The following is a 19,109-nucleotide window of genomic DNA, read 5'->3' on the forward strand; positions in this document are numbered from 1 at the left end:
GCTATCATCGCCGTAGCAAGGAAGCTCCTGGTCGTCCTCAACGCCATCATCCGCGACAAAACCGCATTCGCATGAACACAGTTGCCATGCCGTGACGTTAAGGCGTTGCAGCGGTTACAGAATATTCTGCGCCGTTGCGCTCCCCAGCAGAAGTCACGGCATGGATTCTAGGGTCTACGCGGTACGCTTCGCTTCCCGCTCCGCCCTAGAATGACGACGGGTGGGCGTTTCGGCCGATCTCCAAGGCATTGCCACCTGCCTGCGCCGAGGAACCCGAGCAATTCCAGGAGAGAGGTGCGCAGCGGGCGCGTCGGCAGGGAGACTCCTGCCGGCGACGACTGTTGGCCATTTTACCGCGCGGCTCCCGCCCTGCGGAAATCGGAGGGCGACATGCCGGCGAGCTTGCGAAAGGACTTGTTGAAGGCGCTGAGCGAGCCGAAGCCCGAATCCATCGCGACCTTCAGCACATTGGCGCCCTCATGCATCAGCAGCGCCTGCGCATAGCTCAGCCGCAACAGGTTCACATATTCGTTGAGCGTCATGCCGGTCGATTTCTTGAACAGGCTCATGGCGTATTTGGGATGGATGTCGGCGGCTGAAGCGATGTTCACGCAGTCGATGTCGTAGAGGAAATTCTCGGCGATGAAATCGCACATGCGCCCGACATTGCGCGAGGATTGCTGGTCGAAGGCGCTGCCAGCCCCGTGTCCGGAGGCGGTTCCCGGCACCAGCCGGTACGGGTCGAACCGCACCCGCTCGAGCCGCAAGAGCAGCTCGTTCACGGCGTGTTCGGCCTTGGCCGGATCGCCGGAGCGCGCATAGTCGTTCCAGCGTTTGAAATTGTCGTCGTCGGATTGGTCGGTCGCATTCGTCACCAGCGTCGCGCCGGTCATCAGCCGGTGGCGGACATCGGCCGGCAAATGCAGCCGGAAGAAATGCACCAGCGGCAGATGCGCGCCGGCATAGATGGCGTCGCCGCTCAGATCGTCCATCTGGTGCGGCAGCCCGCCCCAGAACAGGCACATCTCTCCGGCTGATAGCGCGATTTCATGCTCGGCCATGCGATAATGTACGCTGCCGCGTACGATGAAATTGACCTCGACCTGGGCATGCCAGTGCGGCTTCAGCATCACCAGCGGGTGATTGTGGAACATCTGGAGAGCCAGAGGCAGGCCTTCGACGCTGCTGGCGCCCGGCTGGTAGAACGGTCGCTCGGACATCTTACTTTCCGCCAACTTCTTATTCCCTTTGTCGGGGACAAGCCTTCCGCGCCGCATAATCTAGCCATGCTCACGGTGAGAGAGCAAACGAAATGGGAGGATTTCAATGCGCACCACACTGACCTGCGCCACGTTGGCGCTCGGCCTCGGCTGCAGCCCCGCTTTGGCGCAATCCGGCGAACTCACGATCTGGAGCTGGAACATCGCCGCTTCGTCGCTGAAATCGACGGTCGAAGGCTTCAACAAGAAATACCCCGATATCAAGGTCACCGTTCAGGACCTCGGCAACCAGCCAACCTATGACAAGTCGATCGCCGGCTGCGCCGCCGGCGGCGTCGGCCTGCCCGACATCGTCTCGATCGAGAACGGCGAGGCCGAGAACTACTGGAGCCAGTTCCCCGACTGCTTCGTCGACCTGCACACGCTGGGCTACACGGCGGAAGACCAGAAGAAATTCCCCGACTTCAAGCGCACCGAGCTCGAGGTCGGCGACAAGGCCTATGCCATGCCCTGGGATTCCGGCCCGGTAGCCGTCTTCTACCGCCGCGACTTCTACGAGAAGGCCGGTGTCGACCCGGCATCGATCAAGACCTGGGACGATTTCATCGCCGCCGGCAAGAAGATCCAGGCCGCCAATCCCGGCGTCACCATGACCAACGCGGATTTCAACGGCGACACCGAATTCTTCCGCATGATCTCCAACGAGCAGGGCTGCGCCTATTTCGCCGAGGACGGCCAGTCGATCACGGTCAACCAGCCGAAATGCGTCGACGCCATGACCAAGGTGAAGGAGATGAAGGACGCCGGCATCGTCTCCTCGGCCGACTGGTCGACCAAGATCACCAACAACACCGCCGGCACCGTCGCCACCCAGGTCTATGGCGGCTGGTATGAAGGCACGATCCGCACCGAATCGCCGAAGGAAAACGGCAAGTGGGGCGTCTATCTGATGCCGAGCCTGACCGCCGACGGCCCGCGCGCCGCCAATCTCGGCGGCTCCTCCTTGGCCATCACCTCGGCCTCGAAGAACAAGGAAGCCGCCTACGCGTATCTCAAATACACGCTGGAGACGAATGAAGGCCAGATCACCATGCTGAAGGATTTCGGCCTGGTGCCCTCGCTGATCTCGGCGCTCGACGATCCCTATGTCGCGCAGGGCCAGCCCTACTGGGGCGACCAGGCCGTTTGGAAAGACATTCTCGCCACGCTGCCAAAGGTCGTGCCGAGCCGCGGCACGCAGTTCCAGAGCGACGCCGAGATCATCCTGCGCGCCGTGCAGACGAAGTACCTGGCCGGCGGCTACGCGGATGCCAAGGCAGCGCTCGACGACGCCGCCAGCCAGATAGCCTCGGCGACGGGTTTGCCGGTCAAGTAGCGCCGCCTCCCCTTCTCCCCTTGTGGGAGAAGGTGGATTGGCGCGCAGCGCCAAGACGGATGAGGGGTGTTGGACGGATTGCCGTCGTTGCCAAGCTGGAACACCCCTCATCCGGCCGCTTCGCGGCCACCTTCTCCCACAGGGGGAGAAGGGAAAGACAGACGAAAGGAGGAGGAAACACGATGCGCTACCGCAACGCCACCGCGTATCGCTTCCTCACGCCCTATCTGCTGATCTTCGCCATCTTCTGGATCTGGCCGATCATCAGCTCGTTCCTGATCTCCTTCCAGGCGACCCGCACCGTGCCGTGGCGCTTCGCGCCGACCTTCAACTGGGGCCGCCTGATCGGCGACCCCGCCTTCTTCAACGCGCTGAAGAACACCCTGCTGATCCTGGTCATCCAGGTGCCGGTGATGATCTCGCTGGCGATCGTGATGGCGGTGCTTTTGAATTCGCCGCTGCTCAAGGCGCGCGGCCTCTACCGCTTCGCTTTCTTCGCCCCGGTCGTGGTCGGCGAGGTGGCCTATTCGGCGGTGTTCCGGCTGATGTTCAGCCTCGATTTCGGCATCGTCAACAAGCTCTTGAACAGCGTCGGCCTGCCCAAGGTGGACTGGTTCTCCAACGTCACGCCGGCGATGGCGCTGATCATGATCGCGGTGACCTGGCGCTGGGCCGGCTACAACGCCATCATCATCCTTGCCGGCCTGCAGTCCATCCCGGAGGACGTCTATGAGGCGGCGACGCTCGACCGCGTCAGCAAGGTCAAGCAGTTCTTCCACATCACCCTGCCCCTCTTGAAGCCCGTCATCGTTTTCTGCGCAGTGCTGTCGATCATCGGCACGATGCAGCTCTTCACCGAACCTTTTCTCATCACCGAACGCGGCGGGCCGGGCGGCGGCACGGAAACGCTTGGCCTGCTGCTTTACCGCCAGGGCTTCCGCTCGCTCAACTTCGGCTATGCCTCGGCCATCGCCTACACCATGGCGGGGCTGGCGATCGCGATCACTTTGGTGCAGCTCTGGCTGACGAGAGAGCCGAAATGACCTCGCGCTCTCAAAGACGGCTCGGCCGCAGCATCCTTCTACATCTCGTCCTGACGCCGCTGGCGCTGGTCTGGCTGTTTCCGTTGTGGATGATGGTGGTGTTCTCCACCATGCCCGACTACGGCATCTTCAGCCCCAGCATCGAGCTGCTGCCGCATGACAATTTCCTCGACAATGTCAACAATCTGCAGCGCGACACCAATTTCATCGGCGCCATCGGCATCTCCGTTTCGGTGGCGGTGACCTACACCTTCCTGTCGGTGCTACTCACCTCGATGGCCGGCTGGGCGCTGGCGCGCTACGAGTTCGCCGGCAAGGGCATGGTGGTGGCGATCATCCTCGGCACCATCACGCTTCCCTACGCGGTGGTGCTGATCCCGCAATTCATCATGGTGGCGCGCGACTTCCAGCTCGCCAACACCTGGATCGCGCTGATCGTCCCGCCGCTGTTCAATTCGCTGGGCGTGCTCTTCATGCGCCAGGCTTTTTCGATGATGCCGGCCGAGCTGTTCGATGCGGCGCGCGTGGAAGGCGTGAAGGAGTGGCGCATCTTCCTCTTCGTCGCGCTGCCGCTGGCGCGGCCGATGCTGGCGGCATTGGCCATCATCCTCTTCCTCGCCTCGTGGAACAATTATCTGTGGCCGCTGCTGATCAACAGCCAGCCCGGCGCGATGACGGCGCCGGTGGCGCTCGGCACGCTGATCGGCCTCACCAAGGTCTCCTGGGGCGGCCTGATGGCCGGCGCGGTGATGCTGACGGTGCCGATGCTCATCGTCTTCGTACTGCTGCAGCGTCATTTCATCGCCGGCATCGCCGCCGGCGCGGTCAAGTAGGATAGGAGCGAAATGGCCGCCGTCACACTCACCAATGTCGTCAAGCGTTTCGGCACCTTCGAAGTCGTCCACGGCGCCGACATCGACATCGCCGACGGCGAATTCGTCGTCTTCGTCGGCCCATCCGGCTGCGGCAAGTCCACGCTTCTGCGCATGATCGCCGGGCTGGAGGACATCAGCGGCGGCAAGATCGCCATCGGCGGCAAGGTGATGAACGACGTCGAGGCGGCCGACCGCGGCATCGCCATGGTGTTCCAGTCCTACGCTTTATACCCGCACATGACGGTGGAGCAGAACCTCTCCTTCGGGCTGAGGATGAACGGCAACCCGAAGGCCGACACCGAACGGCGCGTGAAACGCGCCGCCGAGATCCTGTGCATCGACGAATTGATGCAGCGGCGGCCGAAGCAATTGTCCGGCGGCCAGCGCCAGCGCGTCGCCATCGGCCGCGCCATCGTGCGCGAGCCGCAAGTGTTCTTGTTCGACGAGCCGCTGAGCAACCTCGACGCGGAGTTGAGGGTCCAGATGCGGGTCGAGATCGCGCGCCTCCATAAGGAGCTCGGCGTCACCATGGTCTATGTGACGCACGACCAGACCGAAGCGATGACGCTTGCCGATCGCATCGTCGTGCTGAAGGCCGGCAATGTCGAGCAGATCGGCGCGCCGCTCGACCTTTATGACGACCCGGCCAACCGTTTCGTCGCCGGCTTCATCGGCTCGCCGAAGATGAATTTTATTGCGGCGAAAGTCGTCGAGACGTCCAACAGCGCAGCAATCGTCGAGCTCGTCAACCATGGCGGCGCCCGGCTGCGCAAGCCGCTTTGCGAGCCATTCCCCGCGACGGGCGCCGAGGTCGTGCTCGGCGTCAGGCCGGAGCATTTCTTCGAAGCCGGCGAGGGCGGCTGCGACATTCCGGTCAAGGCCGACGTCGCCGAGCATCTCGGTTCCGTCAGCTATGTCTACGCCGATGCCGGGTCCGAGGAGCTGATCATCGAGCGCGAAGCTGCCCGACAGCGCGCCAGCGGCGATCATTTCACGGTCTCGATCAAGGCGGAGCGTTCGCTGCTCTTCGACAAGACAGGGGCGAGGATCCGCTGACCCAGTTTCTTTGCCGGCATGCCAGGCGTGGCGGCGATCGCATGGAGAATTCGACATGACATCTAAGCAAAAAATTCGCTGGGGCATTCTCGGACCCGGCAGCATCGCAAAATCCTTTGCCGGCGGCGTGGCGCAATCGCGCAATGGCGAATTGGTCGCGCTCGGCGCCCGCAACCCCGGCAAGCCGGGCCTTGCCGAAACCTTTCCGGGCGCGCGCATTCTCGACGGCTACGACGCGCTGCTTGCCGACGACGGCGTCGACGCCGTCTACATCTCGATACCGCATCCCGGCCATGCCGAATGGGCGATCAAGGCGGCCGAGGCCGGCAAGCATGTCTTATGCGAAAAGCCGCTGGCGCTGACCGCTTTCGAGGCCGACGCGATGATGCACGCGGCGCGCAGGGCCGGCACTTTTCTGGGCGAAGCCTTCATGTATCGGCTGCACCCGCAGACCCTGCAGCTGGTCGAGCTGATCAAATCGGGCGTGATCGGCGAGGTGCGCATGATCAAGTCGAGCTTCGGCTTCGCCATGCCGGGTTTCATGCCCGAGCACCGACTCTATGCCAATGAGCTGGCCGGCGGCGGCATCCTCGACGTCGGCGGCTATCCGGTCTCGATGGCGCGGCTGATTGCCGGCGCGGCGGCAGGCCAGCCCTTCCTCGAGCCGGACAAGGTGGCGGGCGCGGCTCATCTCGGCCAGTCCGGCGTCGACGAATGGGCTTCCGCTTTGCTCCATTTCCCCGGCGGCATCGTCGCCGAGGTTTCCTGCAGCATCTCGCTCAACCAGGACAACGTGCTGCGCATATTCGGCACCAAGGGCCATATCGAGGTGCCCGACTTCTGGTTCGCCGGTGGCAACCGCGATGTCGGACCGGGCCGGATCGACGTGATCCGGTCCGGCGGCACGCGCGAGACGATCAGCGTCAACGAAACCCGCCACCTCTATTCCTTCGAGGTCGATGCGGCGGGCGAGGCGATCCTTGCCGGCCGGCAGGAATTCGCCTGGCCGGGCATGGGCTGGGCCGACAGCCTCCATAATTTGCGTGTTCTCGACAAATGGCGCACGGCGGTCGGGCTGGAATACGAGATCGAGAAGCCGGCCAAGCGTGTCAACACCATCTCCGGACGGCCGCTGCGCACCGGCGGCACCGCCATCGGCAAGCGCGCCATTCCGGGCCTGCCGCGCCAGGCCTCGCGGCTGGCGCTCGGCTTCGAGGATTTCCGAACCTTCTCGTCAGGCTCGATCCTGCTCGACGCCTTCTTCGAGGCGGGCGGCAATCTGTTCGACACCGGCTTTGTCTATGGCGCCGGCTACACCGAAACGCTGCTCGGCCAATGGCTGAAGAATCGCGGCGTGCGCGAGCAGTCGGTCATCATCGCCAAGGGCGCGCATTCGCCGCTCTGCTATCCCGATGTGATCGGCAAGCAGCTCGCCCAGTCGCTCGACCGGCTGCAGACCGACCATGTCGACATCTATTTCATGCATCGCGACAATCCGGACGTGCCGGTCGGCGAGTTCGTCGATGCCATGGACCGGGAGGCGAAGGCCGGCCGCATCCGCGGCCTGTTCGGCGGCTCCAACTGGACGATGGAGCGGATGGATGAAGCGATCGCCTATGCCGAACGCGCCGGCAAGCAGAAGCCCGGCGCGCTGTCGAACAATTTCTCGCTGGCCGAGATGCTGGAGCCGATCTGGGCCGGCTGCATAACCTCCTCCACCGACGCCTGGAAGGCCTGGCTGGCAGCGCGGCAGATGCCGAATTTCGCCTGGTCGAGCCAGGGCCGCGGCTTCTTCACCGACCGCGCCGGGCGCGACCGGCAAGACAATGAGGAGCTGGTGCGGGTCTGGTATTCGGAGAAGAATTTCGGCCGCCGCGACCGGGCGATCGAGCTCGCCAACCGGCTGGGCAAGAGCCCGATCCATGTCGCGCTGGCCTACGTGCTGGCGCAGCCCTTCCCCTCGGTGCCGCTGATCGGCCCGCGCACGCTTGACGAGCTGGAGGACAGTCTCAAGGCGCTGGATATCGCGCTGACGGCTGAGGATCTGGCGTGGCTGGATGATGGGCCGGAGAGGCGGCGAGCTTAGATCATCCAGCGTCGCGTTCCTTCGCGCCCCCCTCTGCCCTGCCGGGCATCTCCCCCTCAAGGGGGGAGATCAGATGTCACGCGGGCTTTCGCCAATCTCCAATGGTGCAAGACGGAGTGAGGCGCCGAAGCTGCCAATCTCCCCCCTTGAGGGGGAGATGTCCGGCAGGACAGAGGGGGGTGCCTCGCGCCGACGTCTCGAAATGATCGACCCTCACCCTACCGATCCACCCGCGTCGACAAGATAATCGACGACGACGTCCGCTCCACGCCATCCATCGCCCCGATCCGGTCGAGCAGCGCGTCGAGATCCCTGATCGACGGCGCGTCGACGATGACGATCATGTCGAAATTGCCGCTCACCGAATGCAGCGTCCTGACCGGAGGCAGCGCCTCGAGGCTGCGCACCACCTTGTCGGCGAGCTTGGGCGTGACGGTGAGCAGCACATGCGCCTTGACCAGCCCCTGCTCATAGTCGGGTGACAGCCGCACACCGTAGCCGGTGATGATGCCGCGCAGTTCCAGCCGCTCGATGCGGCTTTGCACCGTCGTGCGCGACACGCCCAGCTTTCGCGCCAGCTCCGCGGTCGAGGCACGCGCGTTGGCGCGCAGCAGGGAAAGCAGCGCTTGTTCGGCTTCCGTGAGCATTTCGACGAAACCTTTCGGCAAATCGCTTAAAGTTGAGTTTCACTTTGCCAGATTCCACGCTTCCTTTCGACAGGCAAGCTGCGATGATTCCCTCCAACTCGAATTGGCAGGGGTATTGATCATGAAGAACATCGTTGTCGTCGGCGCCGGCAAGATCGGCTCGACCATCGCCGAGATGCTTAGTTCCACGGGCGACTATCGCGTCACACTCGTCGACCGCTCGGCCGCGCAGCTCGCCGCGGCCGAATTGCCGGCCGGCGTCGAGACGCAGGAGCTCGACATCGCCGCCCCCGGCGCGCTGGAGAAAACCCTTGCCGGCAAGTTCGCGGTGCTGAGCGCGGCGCCCTTCCACCTCACCACGCGCATCGCCGAAGCCGCGGCCGCCACCGGCGTGCACTATCTCGACCTTACCGAGGATGTCGTCTCGACCCGCCGGGTGAAGGAGCTGGCGCGCGAGGCCAAGAGCGCCTTCATCCCGCAATGCGGCCTGGCGCCCGGCTTCATCTCGATCGTCGCCAACGATCTCGCCAGCCGTTTCGACACGCTGGAGAGCGTGCGCATGCGCGTCGGCGCACTGCCGCAATATCCGTCGAATGCGCTGAACTACAACCTCACCTGGAGCACCGACGGCGTCATCAACGAATATTGCGAGCCCTGCGAGGCGATCGTCGAGGGCGAGCTGATCGAGGTGCCGCCGCTTGAGGAGCGCGAGGAATTCTCGCTCGACGGCGTCACCTATGAGGCGTTCAACACCTCGGGCGGGCTCGGCACTTTGGCCGAGACGCTGAAAGGCAAGGTGCGCACGCTGAATTACCGCACCATCCGCTATCCCGGCCATGCCGCGATCATGAAGGCGCTGCTCAACGACCTTGGGCTGCGCCACCGCCGCGACGTGCTGAAGGACATCTTTGAGAGCGCGCTGCCGGCGACGCTGCAGGACGTGGTCATCGTCTTCGTCACCGTTTCGGGGCGCAAGAACGGCCGCCTGCTGCAGGAGACCTACGCCAACAAGATCTATTCCAAGCGGATCGGCAATCTGGTGCGCAGCGCCATCCAGATCACCACCGCCTCAGGCATCTGTGCCGTGCTCGACATGCTGGCCGACGGCAGCCTGCCGGCGAAGGGTTTTGTCCGCCAGGAGGATATCGCGCTCGACGCCTTCCTCGCCAACCGCTTCGGCCGCGCCTACGCGCAGCACGAGATGGCAAGCCGGTTGGCGAGCTGAGCTCGGAGGCGATAAGCGCCTGCCCTTGTCTGAGGAGCGGCGCGGATTGGCCCGGAACGGCCGGCGGTCCGCGCCAGTTCTTTCCTACCAATCGCTGAGCTTGGTGTCGGGTCCGTAGTCCTGGCCCTCGATATCCTTCACCACGGCCTGGCCGCAGCGCATCGACTTGGTCGTCTTGTCATAAGCATAGGTCGGGGAGCCGAAGAGGTGCCAGCCCTTGTTCAGGGCCGAGGTCACCTTATGGCAGAAAGTGGAATCGTCCGGACCGGACAGAAAGCGGTAAAGTTTCATTTTTCGACCCTGTGGTGAAATATCCGCGCATCATGCGCCGATGATTGCGGCCTTCGCCAGCAGTTTCTCGGCTTCCGCCAGATGCAGCCGCTCGACCATGCGGCCGTCGAGCGCGATGACGCTCTTGCCGGCATTTTCGGGTCGCGCGAACGCGTCCCGGATCGCGCGCGCTCTGGCCAGCGCCTCGGGCGACGGCGCAAAGGCGCGGTTCGCCGGCTCGATCTGATTGGGGTGGATCAGCGACTTGCCGTCAAAACCCATGGCGGCCGCCTCGACGCATTCACGGGCGAAGCCGTCGAGGTCGCGGAAATCATTGGCGACGCCGTCGATCACGTCGAGGCCGCCAACGCGGGCGGCGAGCACCAGCTGCAGCAGCCAGGGCATGAGGTAGCGCCGGTCGGTCGAGATGCCCGTCGCTTTCACCAAATCGTTTGTTCCGGCGACGAAACAAGCAAGGCGCGAAGCCGGATCGCGGCCAAGCTCGGCGATGGCGCCGATGTTAAGCAGGGCCTTGGGCGTCTCGATCATCGCCCATAGCTTGACCGTATCGAGCGCGAAATTGTCGTCGAGCAGATCGCCGGCCTCGAGGATATCGCGCGGCGTGCCGATCTTTGGCAGAAGAATGCCGTCAGGCTCGGCCTTGGCGACGGCCAACAGGTCGTCGATGCCCCATTCGCTGGCGAGCGGATTGATGCGCACCACCATCTCGCAGCGCCGTTCGGGGCGCGCTGCCAGGACATCCGCCACCCTGTCACGCGCTAAAACCTTGCCGGCGGGGGCGACGCCATCCTCGAGGTCGATGATAACGGCATCGCAGGCCAAGGATCCTATCTTGGCGAGCGCCCGCTCGTTGGAGGCGGGCATATAAAGCACCGAGCGGCGCGGGCGGTAGGTGTCGACGGTCATGGCCGATCTATGCCGGGTGATGGCGGGCGAGGCAAGGCGGCGCGGCCAAACACGTGCACACCATAGAACTCATTTGCGTTCAGGCTAATTGCCGAAGCCGGCGCCGCCCCTCATTGCCCTGCCGGGCATTTCTCCCCGTATAGTGACGGGGAGAAAGGGGCTGGCCGCGGAGTCGCCGCCATTCCTGCAACGTCGCCGATTGGCGAAACCGCCGGCGACAGCGCCCCTCTCCCCGTCACTATACGGGGAGAGGATGCCGGCAGGCAGGTGAGGGGCAGCGCCGGCCTGAAGCAATTTTGCTCTTGCACGAAAACTGCAAATCCTTGCGGAAAACCTCCTCCAACCCGCCGCGCGCTTTCCGCATGGGCCGGCGAAACAGGTGGGCATGCGAACACATCACGAATTCCGTTGGTCCCCGCCCCCACGCCTCCGCAACGACGGCTGGTGGTTCGTCGAGCCGCAGAGGCCGCGCCCCACGGCAATCGTGCTGACTTTTATCCCGAAAGCCCGGCATGCTGTCCGAACGGCCAGGCTGGGCGGGAGCCGGGCATGACAGCGATATCGCTTACACCGAGTTATTGCCGCCGCGTCGGTGCCGCCGTGCTCCTGGTGGCGCTGGCCGATTTCCTCTTCTACGGCCAGCCGGCCGGCATCACGGTCTTCCTGTTCGGCATGGTGCTATCCGGCGCCGTCATCGCCATGCATCCCGCCGCGCTCAGCGACGGTCGCGTCTGGCTCAGGCCTCTCGCCCTTTTCGCGGCGCTGCTGCCGCTCGTCGAAAATGTCAGCCCGCTGTCGGTCCTGGTCGTGATCGCGGCGCTGGCGGTGTTCGCGCTGTCGCTCGCCGGCCGGCTGCGCATGGGCCTTGCCCGCATCGCCGGCCAGCTTTGCCTGTTCCTGCTTGCGGCACCCTTCCGGTTCGCTCGCGACTTCTTGCGCTGGCGCAAGGTGGCGCGCCGGCTCGGGCGGCGGCGCATCCGGCTCGCGGCAATCGCGGTCTGGGCCATGCCGCTGACCCTCGGCGCCGTCTTTCTCGCTCTGTTCGGCGCCGCCAATCCGATCATCGAACACTGGCTGTCGCTGATCGATCTCTACGCGCTGCTCGAACGCATCGAGGTCGAGCGGCTGATCTTCTGGCTGGTCGCGCTGGCCGGCGTCTGGGCTTTCCTGAGGCCGCGCCTGCCGCGCTTCGTATCGCGCATCAGGCAGGCCATGCCTGCGACGCCGGTAGCCCGATCGAAAAGCACCACGGCCGAGGACATCATCTTCGGCAAGGCGGCGATCCTGCGCGCGCTGGTCGTCTTCAATGCGCTGTTTTCCGTGCAGACCGCGCTCGACGCCAACTATCTCTGGGGCGGCGCAGCGCTCCCGGATGGGCTGACCTACGCCGCCTATGCGCATCGCGGCGCCTATCCGCTGATCGTCACCGCGCTGCTCGCCGCCGGTTTCGTGCTGGCGGCGCTACGGCCCAACAGCGAAACGTCCCGTGATCCCCTCATCCGCCGGCTGGTCTATCTCTGGGTAGCTCAGAACATCGTGCTGGTGATCTCGTCGATGCTGCGGCTCGACCTTTATGTCGGCGTCTATGCGCTCACCTACCTGCGCATCGCCGCCTTCATCTGGATGGGGCTGGTGGCGGCGGGGCTGACGCTCATCATCGCCCGCATCGCGCTGACAAAATCCAGCCAATGGCTGCTCTCCGCCAATCTTCTGACGTTATCGGCGACGCTTTATGCCTGCTCATACATCAACTTCGCCGCGCTGATCGCCAACTACAATGTCGACCATTCCCTCGAAATGACCGGACAGGGCGTTCCTCTCGACGGCTGGTATCTTCGCGATCTCGGCCCCGGCGCCTTCCCGGCGCTCGACCGATTCCTCGCGCAGCTGGGCAGCACGGCCGCTTCCGGCCATCCGCTCTGGCACGACTTCCCCGACCTGCGCCGCCAGGATGAAATCCACTGGCGCGCCGAGCAGAAAAACTGGCGAGCCTGGAGCTTTCGCGACTGGCGGCACGCCCGCTATCTCGACAAGAGAGGCCCGCTCGTGGTTCCTCAGCCTACCGAACCCTCCATGCCGGACCGCTGATCGATGCCGCACAACATCCTCGTCGCCGATGACGACCCGCATATCCGCGAGATCATCTGCTTCGCGCTGGAAAAGGCCGGCATGAAGGCGCTAGGCGTGGCCGACGGCGCCGCCGCCCTGCAGGCGGTCGATCGCCGCGCGCCCGATCTCATCGTACTCGACATCGGCATGCCGGAGATGGACGGGCTGGAGGTCTGCCGCAGGTTGCGCCAGCGCTCCGACGTGCCGGTGCTGTTCCTGTCGGCGCGGGATGAAGAAATCGACCGCATCCTCGGCCTGGAAATGGGCGGCGACGACTATGTGACGAAACCGTTCAGCCCGCGCGAGTTGGTCGCCCGCGTCAACGTCATCCTGCGGCGCGCCCGCCCGGCGTCACCGGAAGAAACTGACGACCGGCAATTCGCGCATGGCAAGCTCACGCTTGTTCCGACGAGCCACGCCGCCTGCTTCGACGGCAAGCCGCTCATCTTAACGGCGATCGAGTTCGCGATCCTCAAAGGCTTTCTCGCCCGTCCGCAGCACGTGCTTGGCCGCGACGCGGTGAAGGCCAATGCCTATCAATCGAATATCCATGTCTCGGAACGCACCGTCGACAGCCATATCCGCAACATCCGCGCCAAGCTGGCGGCGGTCGGCTGCCTGGATGCGATCGCGACCGTGCATGGCGTCGGCTTCCGGCTCGGCCGATGCGGTGGTTGAGCAAGGAAAGATGGCGGCCCAGGCTTGCCACCGTCGTCGTCGCCATCCTGATCGTGGTGATGGCGCTGCCGCTGGTCGGGCTGTTCTTCTTCCGGCTCTATGAGAACCAGCTGATCCGCCAGACCGAGGGCGAGCTCATCGCGCAGGGCGCGGTCGTCGCCGCCATCTATGCCGACGCGGTGCGCGCCGCCGGCATCCCGCCTGACAAGCTCGGCGCGCAAATGCCTGCCGTGCGTGACAATACCAATTATCCCTACGAGCCGATCGAGCCGCGCCTCGACCTTGCCTCCGACGATGTCATGCCGACGCGCCCGGCTGGTCTTCCCGAGACCGCCGATCCGGCTCTCGCCGCGATCGGCGCGCGGCTCGACGGCATCCTCGACGAGACGCAGAAGACGACGCTTGCCGGCTTCCGCCTGCTCGACCCGCATGGCGTCGTCATTGCCGGCGGCGATGAGCTGGGCTTGTCGCTCGGCCAGGTCGAGGAGGTGCGGCAGGCGCTCGCCGGCTCTTATGCGAGCGAACTCCGTCTCAGGATACCCGACCAGCCGCCGCCGCCGCTCTATTCGGTGAGCCGCGGCACCAAGGTGCGCGTCTTCGTCGCCATGCCGGTCGATCTCGATGGCAAGGTCGCCGGAGTGGTGTACCTGTCGAGAACGCCGAACAACATCGTCAAGCACCTCTATGGCGAGCGCGGGAAGGTCACGCTCGCGGCGCTCGCCATGCTCGGCGGCACGCTGCTGATCGCGCTGGTGTTCATCCGCACCGTCAGCCGGCCGATCTATGCGCTGATCGAGCGGACAAAACGCATCGCCGCGGGGGATCGCGATGCGATGCGGCCGCTCGACCATCACGGCACGCGCGAGATGGCGGCGCTGTCGGCCGCTTTCCTCGACATGGCCGCCAAATTGCAGGCGCGCTCCGACAGCATCCAGACCTTCGCCACCCATGTCTCGCACGAGCTGAAATCGCCGCTGACGGCGATCCAGGGCGCGGCCGAGCTGCTCAGGGATTCTGGCGGGACGATGGACGAGGCCGAGCGGCGGCGCTTTTCCAACAACATCGTTACCGATGCCGGGCGGCTCAATCTCCTGGTGCGCCGGCTGCTCGAGCTGGCGCGCGCGGAAAACCTGGCGCCGAGCGGCGAAAGCACGACGCTCAACGCGGCGCTGGCCTTGCTGCCGGTCGACACCAGGCTGGAGGCGCACATCGAGGCCGGCGGCGATGCCAGCCTCGGCATCTCAGGTGAGAATCTCGCGATCGTGCTCGCCAACCTGATCGACAATTCGGCCAGGCACGGCGCGAGAGAGGTCACGATCGGCGCCGCAAGCGCAGGCGAAAGAGTGGCGGTCCATATCGGCGACGACGGCGACGGCATCTCGCCCAGCAACCGCACAAAAGTGTTCGAGCCGTTCTTCACCACAAGGCGCGAGGCCGGCGGCACCGGCATGGGCCTCGGCATCGTGCTGGCCCTCCTGAAAGCGCATGATGGCACGATAACGCTGGTTGACTCCGCACGCGGCACGCGCTTCGAGATCAATTTGCCGGGAGTGTGAGTCCGAGCATGATCTTGTCCGAAAACCGGCTTTCCGGATCATGTTCTAAGCTGGAGAGCCGAGAAGAGTGCGCTACGACATCGTCATCATCGGCGGGGCCATCGTCGGTTCCTCCGTCGCCTACTACCTGCGCGAGGAAGGATTCTCGGGCTCCATCGCGCTGATCGAGCGCGATCCGCTATTTTCCCAGGCCGCGACGACGCTGTCCCTGGCCTCGATCCGCCAGCAATTCTCGATTCCGGAAAACATCCGCCTGTCGCAATTCACGCTGAAACTGTTCCGGCGGCTGAAGGAAACATTTGGCGCCGACGCCGATATCGGCTTCCGCGAAGGCGGCTATCTCATCCTTGCCGGCGAGGCCGGGCTGCCGATCCTCAAGGCCAATCATCAGGCGCAGATCGCCGAGGGCGCCGACATCGTGCTGGAAAATGCCGGGCAGCTGACGCGCCGTTTCCCCTGGCTGTCGACCGAAGGCATTTCCGCCGGCGCTTATGGCCGCAGCGGCGAAGGCTGGTTCGACGCGCATGCGCTGCTGATGCTGTTCCGCAAGGCGCTGCGCGACAAGAAGATCGATTTCATCACGGCTTCGGTCACCGGCATTTCACGAGACGGCAATCGCGTCGCCGGTGTCTCCCTCGACAATGGCGAGACGCTTGAGGCCGGCATCATCGTCAACGCCGCCGGCCCGAATGCCGGCAAGGTGGCGGCTTTGGCCGGGCTCGCGCTGCCGGTCGAGCCGCGCAAGCGCAACGTCTTCGTCTTCGAGGCGCGCGAGAGATATGCCGACATGCCGCTGCTGGTCGATCCATCCGGCATCTATGTGCGGCCCGAAGGCTCGGTCTACCTCACCGGCGGCGCCGAGCCGGAGGAAGGCGATAGCGCACCCGACCCGAAGGATTTCGAGGTCAACTGGCCGCTGTTCGAGGAGGTGATCTGGCCGGTGCTCGCCACCCGCATCCCCGCCTTCGAGGCGATCAAGCCGACGCGCGCCTGGGTCGGGCACTACGACTACAACACGCTCGACCAGAACGCGGTGATCGGCCCGCATCCGGAGGTCGAAAACTTCCTCTTCGCCAACGGTTTTTCCGGCCACGGCCTGCAGCAGGCGCCGGCGGTCGGCAAGGCGCTCTCGGAGCTCATCGTGCATGGCGGGTATAGGACGATCGATTGCTCGGCGTTCGGGTATGGGCGGGTAGCCGAGGGAAGGGCGTTCCGGGAGCTTAATGTGATTTGAGGGGTGGGTGACGAGAAGTCACTCCAGCGCTGGCGGGACAGCACCCCCCTCTGTCCTGCCGGACATCTCCCCCTCAAGGGGGGAGATTGGCAGCTCGGGCGCCTGGCTCATTCTGCAACGTCGGTGATTGGCGAAAGCCGGCGTGACAGCTGATCTCCCCCCTTGAGGGGGAGATGCCCGGCAGGGCAGAGGGGGGCGCGAAGGATCGCAACGTTGGCTGCTTACGCCGCCCGCCTTCTCTCACCAAGATACCGTTGCAGCCACCCCAGCACCCGCGCCCACCCCTCCGCATGCTCGGCCGCCGCGTCCGGGAAGCCGGCGAAGCCGCCATGGCAGATGGTGAGCCGGGTGCCGGCGGGGGTCGGCTCCAGCAGATAGGCGACCGTCGTTTCGTGACGCCCCAGCGTCGGGTGATCCCAGTCGTAGCGCCTTGTCTGCACGATCCGGCGCGGTACCTCGATCTCGAGGAATCTCCCGCTGGCGGGCAGGCGGCTGCCGTCCGCCGTTTTGACGGTGAGGCTCCACCGCCCGCCGGCGCGGAGGTCGGCGGTCCAACCGGTCATCCGGTAGGTTTCGGCGGATCCCCACCAGCGCTCGATGTCGTCGGTGACGAGCGCGGTGAAGACTGCCTCTGGAGCCGCCGGGATTTCGGCCGCGGCCATGACCGTCTCGGCGTTCGCCATGGCCTGCGGCCAGGAATGCCCCAGCATCATCGCAACCTCCTTCGGTTCGTTTCGATTTCGAAACGAATCCCTCAATCCTTTGACGGCGGACGCTCGAAACCCTTGCCGGTCTCGAGCAGGCTCTTGAGGCTCGCCAACACCAGCGGCCAGCCCTTGGCGACATTCTCGATCAGCCTGTGCGGGCCGTCGGCCTCATGGGTGACGGCAAGCTTTATCAGCTCGCCCTCCTGCTCGATGGTGAAGGTGCAGCGCGTGTAGCCATCCTCCTTCACCTCGGGCAGCCATTCGTTGCGCCATTTGATGACCAGGCGTTTTGGCGGGTCGATCTCGAGGATCTCGCCCGAGTCGGCAACACGGCCGTCGGGAAAGATCAGCCTCCAGCTCGACCCAACCTTCCAGTCGCTCTCCTGGTAGGAGCAGAGAAAGAACTGCCGGTTGAATTCCGGATCGGTCAGCGCCGTCCAGAGTTTTTCCGGCGTGGTGCGGATATAGGTGACGTAGACGAAACTGTTGTTGCTCACGGCTCTTCCCTTTCAAGGCGTTGCTTCAGGTCGCTGAGGGCGGCCAATCGCCCCCGCTCGAACTTGCCGATCCAACGCTCGGCGATCTCGTTGATCGGAACGGGGTTGAGGTAGTGCTCCTTCTCCCGGCCCCGGCGCACGGTGGTGACTAGATTTGCTTCTTCCAGGATCACCAGGTGCTTGGTCACCGCCTGGCGAGTCATGTCCATCCGTTCGCAGAGCGCATTCAGCGTCTGCCCGTTCCGGGCATAGAGGCTGTCCAGCAATTGCCGGCGAGTCGGGTCGGCCAAAGCGCGAAAGACGGCATCCATGCTCATGGCTTTAATATGCAACCATTTGGTTGCATGTCAAGTGGCACGACGGAACCAGGCAATCACTTGCCGGTGAATGGCGTCAGTTCTTGCGGGAAAACCAGAAGGCGTCGGTCATGCGTTTCATGCCGATGCGCTCGTAGAAGCCGACGGCGTCGGGCAGCGAGATCAGGCTGACGGCGACCGAAGGGCCGAGCTGGCGGCGCGCCTCGTCCATCAGGCCCTTGCCGACGCCCAGCCCTTGCGCTGAGGCAGACACGGCGAGCTCGGAAATGTAGCAGACCCAGGAGAAGTCGGTGACGCCGCGAGCGACGCCGATCAGCGGCTTGCCTTCGATATCGAGGCGCGCCGTCAGCACCAGGCTGGCATTGCCGAGCATCGTCTTCAGCCGGGCCTCGTCATCGACGGGGCGCGTTTCGCCGAGGCCGGATTCCACCAGCACGCGGCGGAATTCGGCGACATCGAGCGTGGGTTCGCTTGCGTAGAGAATCTTCGAAATCGGCGCCATGCCGCCAAGGTGCCCGATCGGTCGGCATTTTGAAAGTGCGCGGTGCCGATCTCTTGTTCGATGGCCCAAGCCCAACCGCCAACAGTTGCCTTTCATTTGCCGCCGGCTTTGTGTAAACCGTCCCGCAAAATTCCCCGCAGCAAAAGAAGACGGGCAAGGACCATGGACAAATTCACCAAGCTCACAGGCGTCGCCGCGCCCATGCCGATCGTCAATGTCGACACCGACATGATCATCCCGAAGGACTACCTGAAGACGATCAAGCGCACCGGGCTTGGCACCGGCCTGTTCGCCGAGATGCGCTACAAGGACGACGGCTCGGAGAACCCGGATTTCGTGCTCAACAAGCCGGCCTACCGCAAGGCGCAGATCCTGGTCGCCGGCGACAATTTCGGCTGCGGCTCGAGCCGCGAGCATGCGCCCTGGGCGCTGCTTGATTTCGGCATTCGCTGCGTGATCTCGACCTCGTTCGCCGACATTTTCTACAACAATTGCTTCAAGAACGGCATCCTGCCGATCACCGTCAGCCCGGAGGACCTCGACAAGCTGATGGACGACGCCTCGCGCGGCTCCAACGCGACGCTGTCGGTCGATCTCGAGGCCAAGGAGATCCGCGGCCCGGACGGCGGCGTGGTCACGTTCGACCTCGACGACTTCAAGCGCCACTGCCTGTTGAACGGCCTCGACGACATCGGGCTCACCATGGAGAAGGCCGGCGCCATCGCGTCCTTCGAGAAGAAGAATGCCGAGCAGCGCCCCTGGGCCTGAGCGTTGTGAACTCATAG

General features: G+C 64.5%; 19 protein-coding genes. 11 read left to right on the forward strand and 8 right to left on the reverse strand.

The features are described from left to right. Positions 1–350 precede the first annotated feature (350 nt). Positions 351–1,220 (reverse strand): helix-turn-helix domain-containing protein, encoded by an 870-nt coding sequence (locus ABID26_RS35810; protein ID WP_126097061.1) that lies wholly within the window; start codon positions 1,218–1,220, stop codon positions 351–353. 106 nt (positions 1,221–1,326) lie between these two features. On the opposite strand from ABID26_RS35810, the gene ABID26_RS35815 reads away from it, so the two are divergent. The 5 genes from ABID26_RS35815 to ABID26_RS35835 all read left to right on the forward strand — a co-directional run bounded on the left by ABID26_RS35815 (position 1,327) and on the right by ABID26_RS35835 (position 7,655). Further along, the gene (locus tag ABID26_RS35815) at positions 1,327–2,595 is read left to right on the forward strand and encodes an ABC transporter substrate-binding protein (RefSeq protein ID WP_126097062.1); all 1,269 of its coding nucleotides are present in this window, start codon (positions 1,327–1,329) and stop codon (positions 2,593–2,595) included. A gap of 182 nt (positions 2,596–2,777) precedes the next feature. Next, the gene (locus ABID26_RS35820; RefSeq protein WP_126097063.1) at positions 2,778–3,638 is read left to right on the forward strand and encodes a carbohydrate ABC transporter permease; all 861 of its coding nucleotides are present in this window, start codon (positions 2,778–2,780) and stop codon (positions 3,636–3,638) included. Continuing rightward, on the forward strand, positions 3,635–4,471 hold the full coding sequence (locus tag ABID26_RS35825; protein WP_126097064.1) for a carbohydrate ABC transporter permease: 837 nt from the start codon (positions 3,635–3,637) through the stop codon (positions 4,469–4,471). Before ABID26_RS35820 ends, ABID26_RS35825 begins: the two co-directional genes overlap by 4 nt. Before the next feature lie 12 nt (positions 4,472–4,483). Then, positions 4,484–5,569 (forward strand): ABC transporter ATP-binding protein, encoded by a 1,086-nt coding sequence (locus ABID26_RS35830; RefSeq protein WP_126097065.1) that lies wholly within the window; start codon positions 4,484–4,486, stop codon positions 5,567–5,569. 55 nt (positions 5,570–5,624) lie between these two features. Beyond that, positions 5,625–7,655, forward strand: coding sequence for an aldo/keto reductase (locus ABID26_RS35835; RefSeq protein ID WP_126097066.1), 2,031 nt, complete (start codon positions 5,625–5,627; stop codon positions 7,653–7,655). A gap of 218 nt (positions 7,656–7,873) precedes the next feature. Here ABID26_RS35835 and ABID26_RS35840 read toward each other — a convergent pair whose 3' ends face one another. Beyond that, positions 7,874–8,302, reverse strand: coding sequence for an Lrp/AsnC family transcriptional regulator (locus tag ABID26_RS35840; protein ID WP_126097067.1), 429 nt, complete (start codon positions 8,300–8,302; stop codon positions 7,874–7,876). 121 nt (positions 8,303–8,423) lie between these two features. On the opposite strand from ABID26_RS35840, the gene ABID26_RS35845 reads away from it, so the two are divergent. Then, entirely contained in the window at positions 8,424–9,527 is a 1,104-nt protein-coding gene (locus ABID26_RS35845) for a saccharopine dehydrogenase family protein (protein WP_126097068.1), read from the forward strand. A gap of 84 nt (positions 9,528–9,611) precedes the next feature. Here ABID26_RS35845 and ABID26_RS35850 read toward each other — a convergent pair whose 3' ends face one another. Beyond that, positions 9,612–9,818, reverse strand: coding sequence for a DUF1737 domain-containing protein (locus tag ABID26_RS35850; RefSeq protein ID WP_126097069.1), 207 nt, complete (start codon positions 9,816–9,818; stop codon positions 9,612–9,614). 30 nt (positions 9,819–9,848) lie between these two features. Further along, the gene (locus ABID26_RS35855) at positions 9,849–10,724 is read right to left on the reverse strand and encodes an HpcH/HpaI aldolase/citrate lyase family protein (RefSeq protein ID WP_126097070.1); all 876 of its coding nucleotides are present in this window, start codon (positions 10,722–10,724) and stop codon (positions 9,849–9,851) included. Between the two features lie 549 nt (positions 10,725–11,273). Here ABID26_RS35855 and ABID26_RS35860 point away from each other — a divergent pair. The 4 genes from ABID26_RS35860 (at position 11,274) to ABID26_RS35875 (ending at position 16,301) form a co-directional block, all read left to right on the forward strand. Beyond that, on the forward strand, positions 11,274–12,812 hold the full coding sequence (locus ABID26_RS35860) for a DUF4153 domain-containing protein (RefSeq protein ID WP_126097072.1): 1,539 nt from the start codon (positions 11,274–11,276) through the stop codon (positions 12,810–12,812). A gap of 3 nt (positions 12,813–12,815) precedes the next feature. Continuing rightward, positions 12,816–13,511, forward strand: coding sequence for a response regulator transcription factor (locus ABID26_RS35865; RefSeq protein ID WP_126097073.1), 696 nt, complete (start codon positions 12,816–12,818; stop codon positions 13,509–13,511). Between the two features lie 59 nt (positions 13,512–13,570). Beyond that, positions 13,571–15,067, forward strand: a complete 1,497-nt coding sequence (locus ABID26_RS35870) for an ATP-binding protein (protein ID WP_435528643.1) — start codon at positions 13,571–13,573, stop codon at positions 15,065–15,067. A 67-nt stretch (positions 15,068–15,134) separates the two neighbouring features. Beyond that, positions 15,135–16,301 (forward strand): NAD(P)/FAD-dependent oxidoreductase, encoded by a 1,167-nt coding sequence (locus ABID26_RS35875; RefSeq protein ID WP_126097075.1) that lies wholly within the window; start codon positions 15,135–15,137, stop codon positions 16,299–16,301. Positions 16,302–16,522: 221 nt separating this feature from the next. Here ABID26_RS35875 and ABID26_RS35880 read toward each other — a convergent pair whose 3' ends face one another. From ABID26_RS35880 to ABID26_RS35895, 4 genes are all read right to left on the reverse strand, one after another. Further along, positions 16,523–17,014: an SRPBCC family protein gene (locus tag ABID26_RS35880; protein WP_245460169.1), complete on the reverse strand. Its 492-nt coding sequence runs from the start codon at positions 17,012–17,014 to the stop codon at positions 16,523–16,525. A gap of 41 nt (positions 17,015–17,055) precedes the next feature. Beyond that, entirely contained in the window at positions 17,056–17,505 is a 450-nt protein-coding gene (locus tag ABID26_RS35885) for an SRPBCC family protein (RefSeq protein ID WP_126097077.1), read from the reverse strand. Next, positions 17,502–17,822 (reverse strand): ArsR/SmtB family transcription factor, encoded by a 321-nt coding sequence (locus ABID26_RS35890; RefSeq protein ID WP_126097078.1) that lies wholly within the window; start codon positions 17,820–17,822, stop codon positions 17,502–17,504. The genes ABID26_RS35885 and ABID26_RS35890 overlap by 4 nt, the downstream gene beginning before the upstream one ends. Positions 17,823–17,898: 76 nt before the next feature. Then, positions 17,899–18,324 carry a GNAT family N-acetyltransferase gene (locus ABID26_RS35895; protein WP_126097079.1) on the reverse strand — a complete coding sequence of 142 codons (426 nt, stop codon included), beginning with the start codon at positions 18,322–18,324 and terminating at the stop codon, positions 17,899–17,901. A 162-nt stretch (positions 18,325–18,486) separates the two neighbouring features. Here ABID26_RS35895 and leuD point away from each other — a divergent pair, with 162 nt between their 5' ends. Next, the gene (gene leuD, locus ABID26_RS35900; RefSeq protein WP_126097080.1) at positions 18,487–19,092 is read left to right on the forward strand and encodes a 3-isopropylmalate dehydratase small subunit; all 606 of its coding nucleotides are present in this window, start codon (positions 18,487–18,489) and stop codon (positions 19,090–19,092) included. Positions 19,093–19,109 lie beyond the last annotated feature (17 nt).

It is taken from the genome of Mesorhizobium shonense (assembly GCF_040545255.1).
GTDB classification, from domain to species: domain Bacteria; phylum Pseudomonadota; class Alphaproteobacteria; order Rhizobiales; family Rhizobiaceae; genus Mesorhizobium; species Mesorhizobium shonense.

What these genes read in the sequence shown, in the direction of transcription:
- ABID26_RS35810 (WP_126097061.1), bottom strand. Translation starts at nt 1,220, where the DNA reads ATGTCCGAGCGACCGTTCTACCAGCCGGGCGCCAGCAGCGTCGAAGGC.
- ABID26_RS35815 (WP_126097062.1), top strand. Translation starts at nt 1,327, where the DNA reads ATGCGCACCACACTGACCTGCGCCACGTTGGCGCTCGGCCTCGGCTGC.
- leuD (WP_126097080.1), top strand. Translation starts at nt 18,487, where the DNA reads ATGGACAAATTCACCAAGCTCACAGGCGTCGCCGCGCCCATGCCGATC.
- ABID26_RS35855 (WP_126097070.1), bottom strand. Translation starts at nt 10,724, where the DNA reads ATGACCGTCGACACCTACCGCCCGCGCCGCTCGGTGCTTTATATGCCC.
- ABID26_RS35820 (WP_126097063.1), top strand. Translation starts at nt 2,778, where the DNA reads ATGCGCTACCGCAACGCCACCGCGTATCGCTTCCTCACGCCCTATCTG.
- ABID26_RS35830 (WP_126097065.1), top strand. Translation starts at nt 4,484, where the DNA reads ATGGCCGCCGTCACACTCACCAATGTCGTCAAGCGTTTCGGCACCTTC.
- ABID26_RS35845 (WP_126097068.1), top strand. Translation starts at nt 8,424, where the DNA reads ATGAAGAACATCGTTGTCGTCGGCGCCGGCAAGATCGGCTCGACCATC.
- ABID26_RS35825 (WP_126097064.1), top strand. Translation starts at nt 3,635, where the DNA reads ATGACCTCGCGCTCTCAAAGACGGCTCGGCCGCAGCATCCTTCTACAT.
- ABID26_RS35870 (WP_435528643.1), top strand. Translation starts at nt 13,571, where the DNA reads ATGGCGCTGCCGCTGGTCGGGCTGTTCTTCTTCCGGCTCTATGAGAAC.
- ABID26_RS35895 (WP_126097079.1), bottom strand. Translation starts at nt 18,324, where the DNA reads ATGGCGCCGATTTCGAAGATTCTCTACGCAAGCGAACCCACGCTCGAT.
- ABID26_RS35850 (WP_126097069.1), bottom strand. Translation starts at nt 9,818, where the DNA reads ATGAAACTTTACCGCTTTCTGTCCGGTCCGGACGATTCCACTTTCTGC.
- ABID26_RS35835 (WP_126097066.1), top strand. Translation starts at nt 5,625, where the DNA reads ATGACATCTAAGCAAAAAATTCGCTGGGGCATTCTCGGACCCGGCAGC.
- ABID26_RS35880 (WP_245460169.1), bottom strand. Translation starts at nt 17,014, where the DNA reads ATGATGCTGGGGCATTCCTGGCCGCAGGCCATGGCGAACGCCGAGACG.
- ABID26_RS35860 (WP_126097072.1), top strand. Translation starts at nt 11,274, where the DNA reads ATGACAGCGATATCGCTTACACCGAGTTATTGCCGCCGCGTCGGTGCC.
- ABID26_RS35865 (WP_126097073.1), top strand. Translation starts at nt 12,816, where the DNA reads ATGCCGCACAACATCCTCGTCGCCGATGACGACCCGCATATCCGCGAG.
- ABID26_RS35890 (WP_126097078.1), bottom strand. Translation starts at nt 17,822, where the DNA reads ATGAGCATGGATGCCGTCTTTCGCGCTTTGGCCGACCCGACTCGCCGG.
- ABID26_RS35840 (WP_126097067.1), bottom strand. Translation starts at nt 8,302, where the DNA reads ATGCTCACGGAAGCCGAACAAGCGCTGCTTTCCCTGCTGCGCGCCAAC.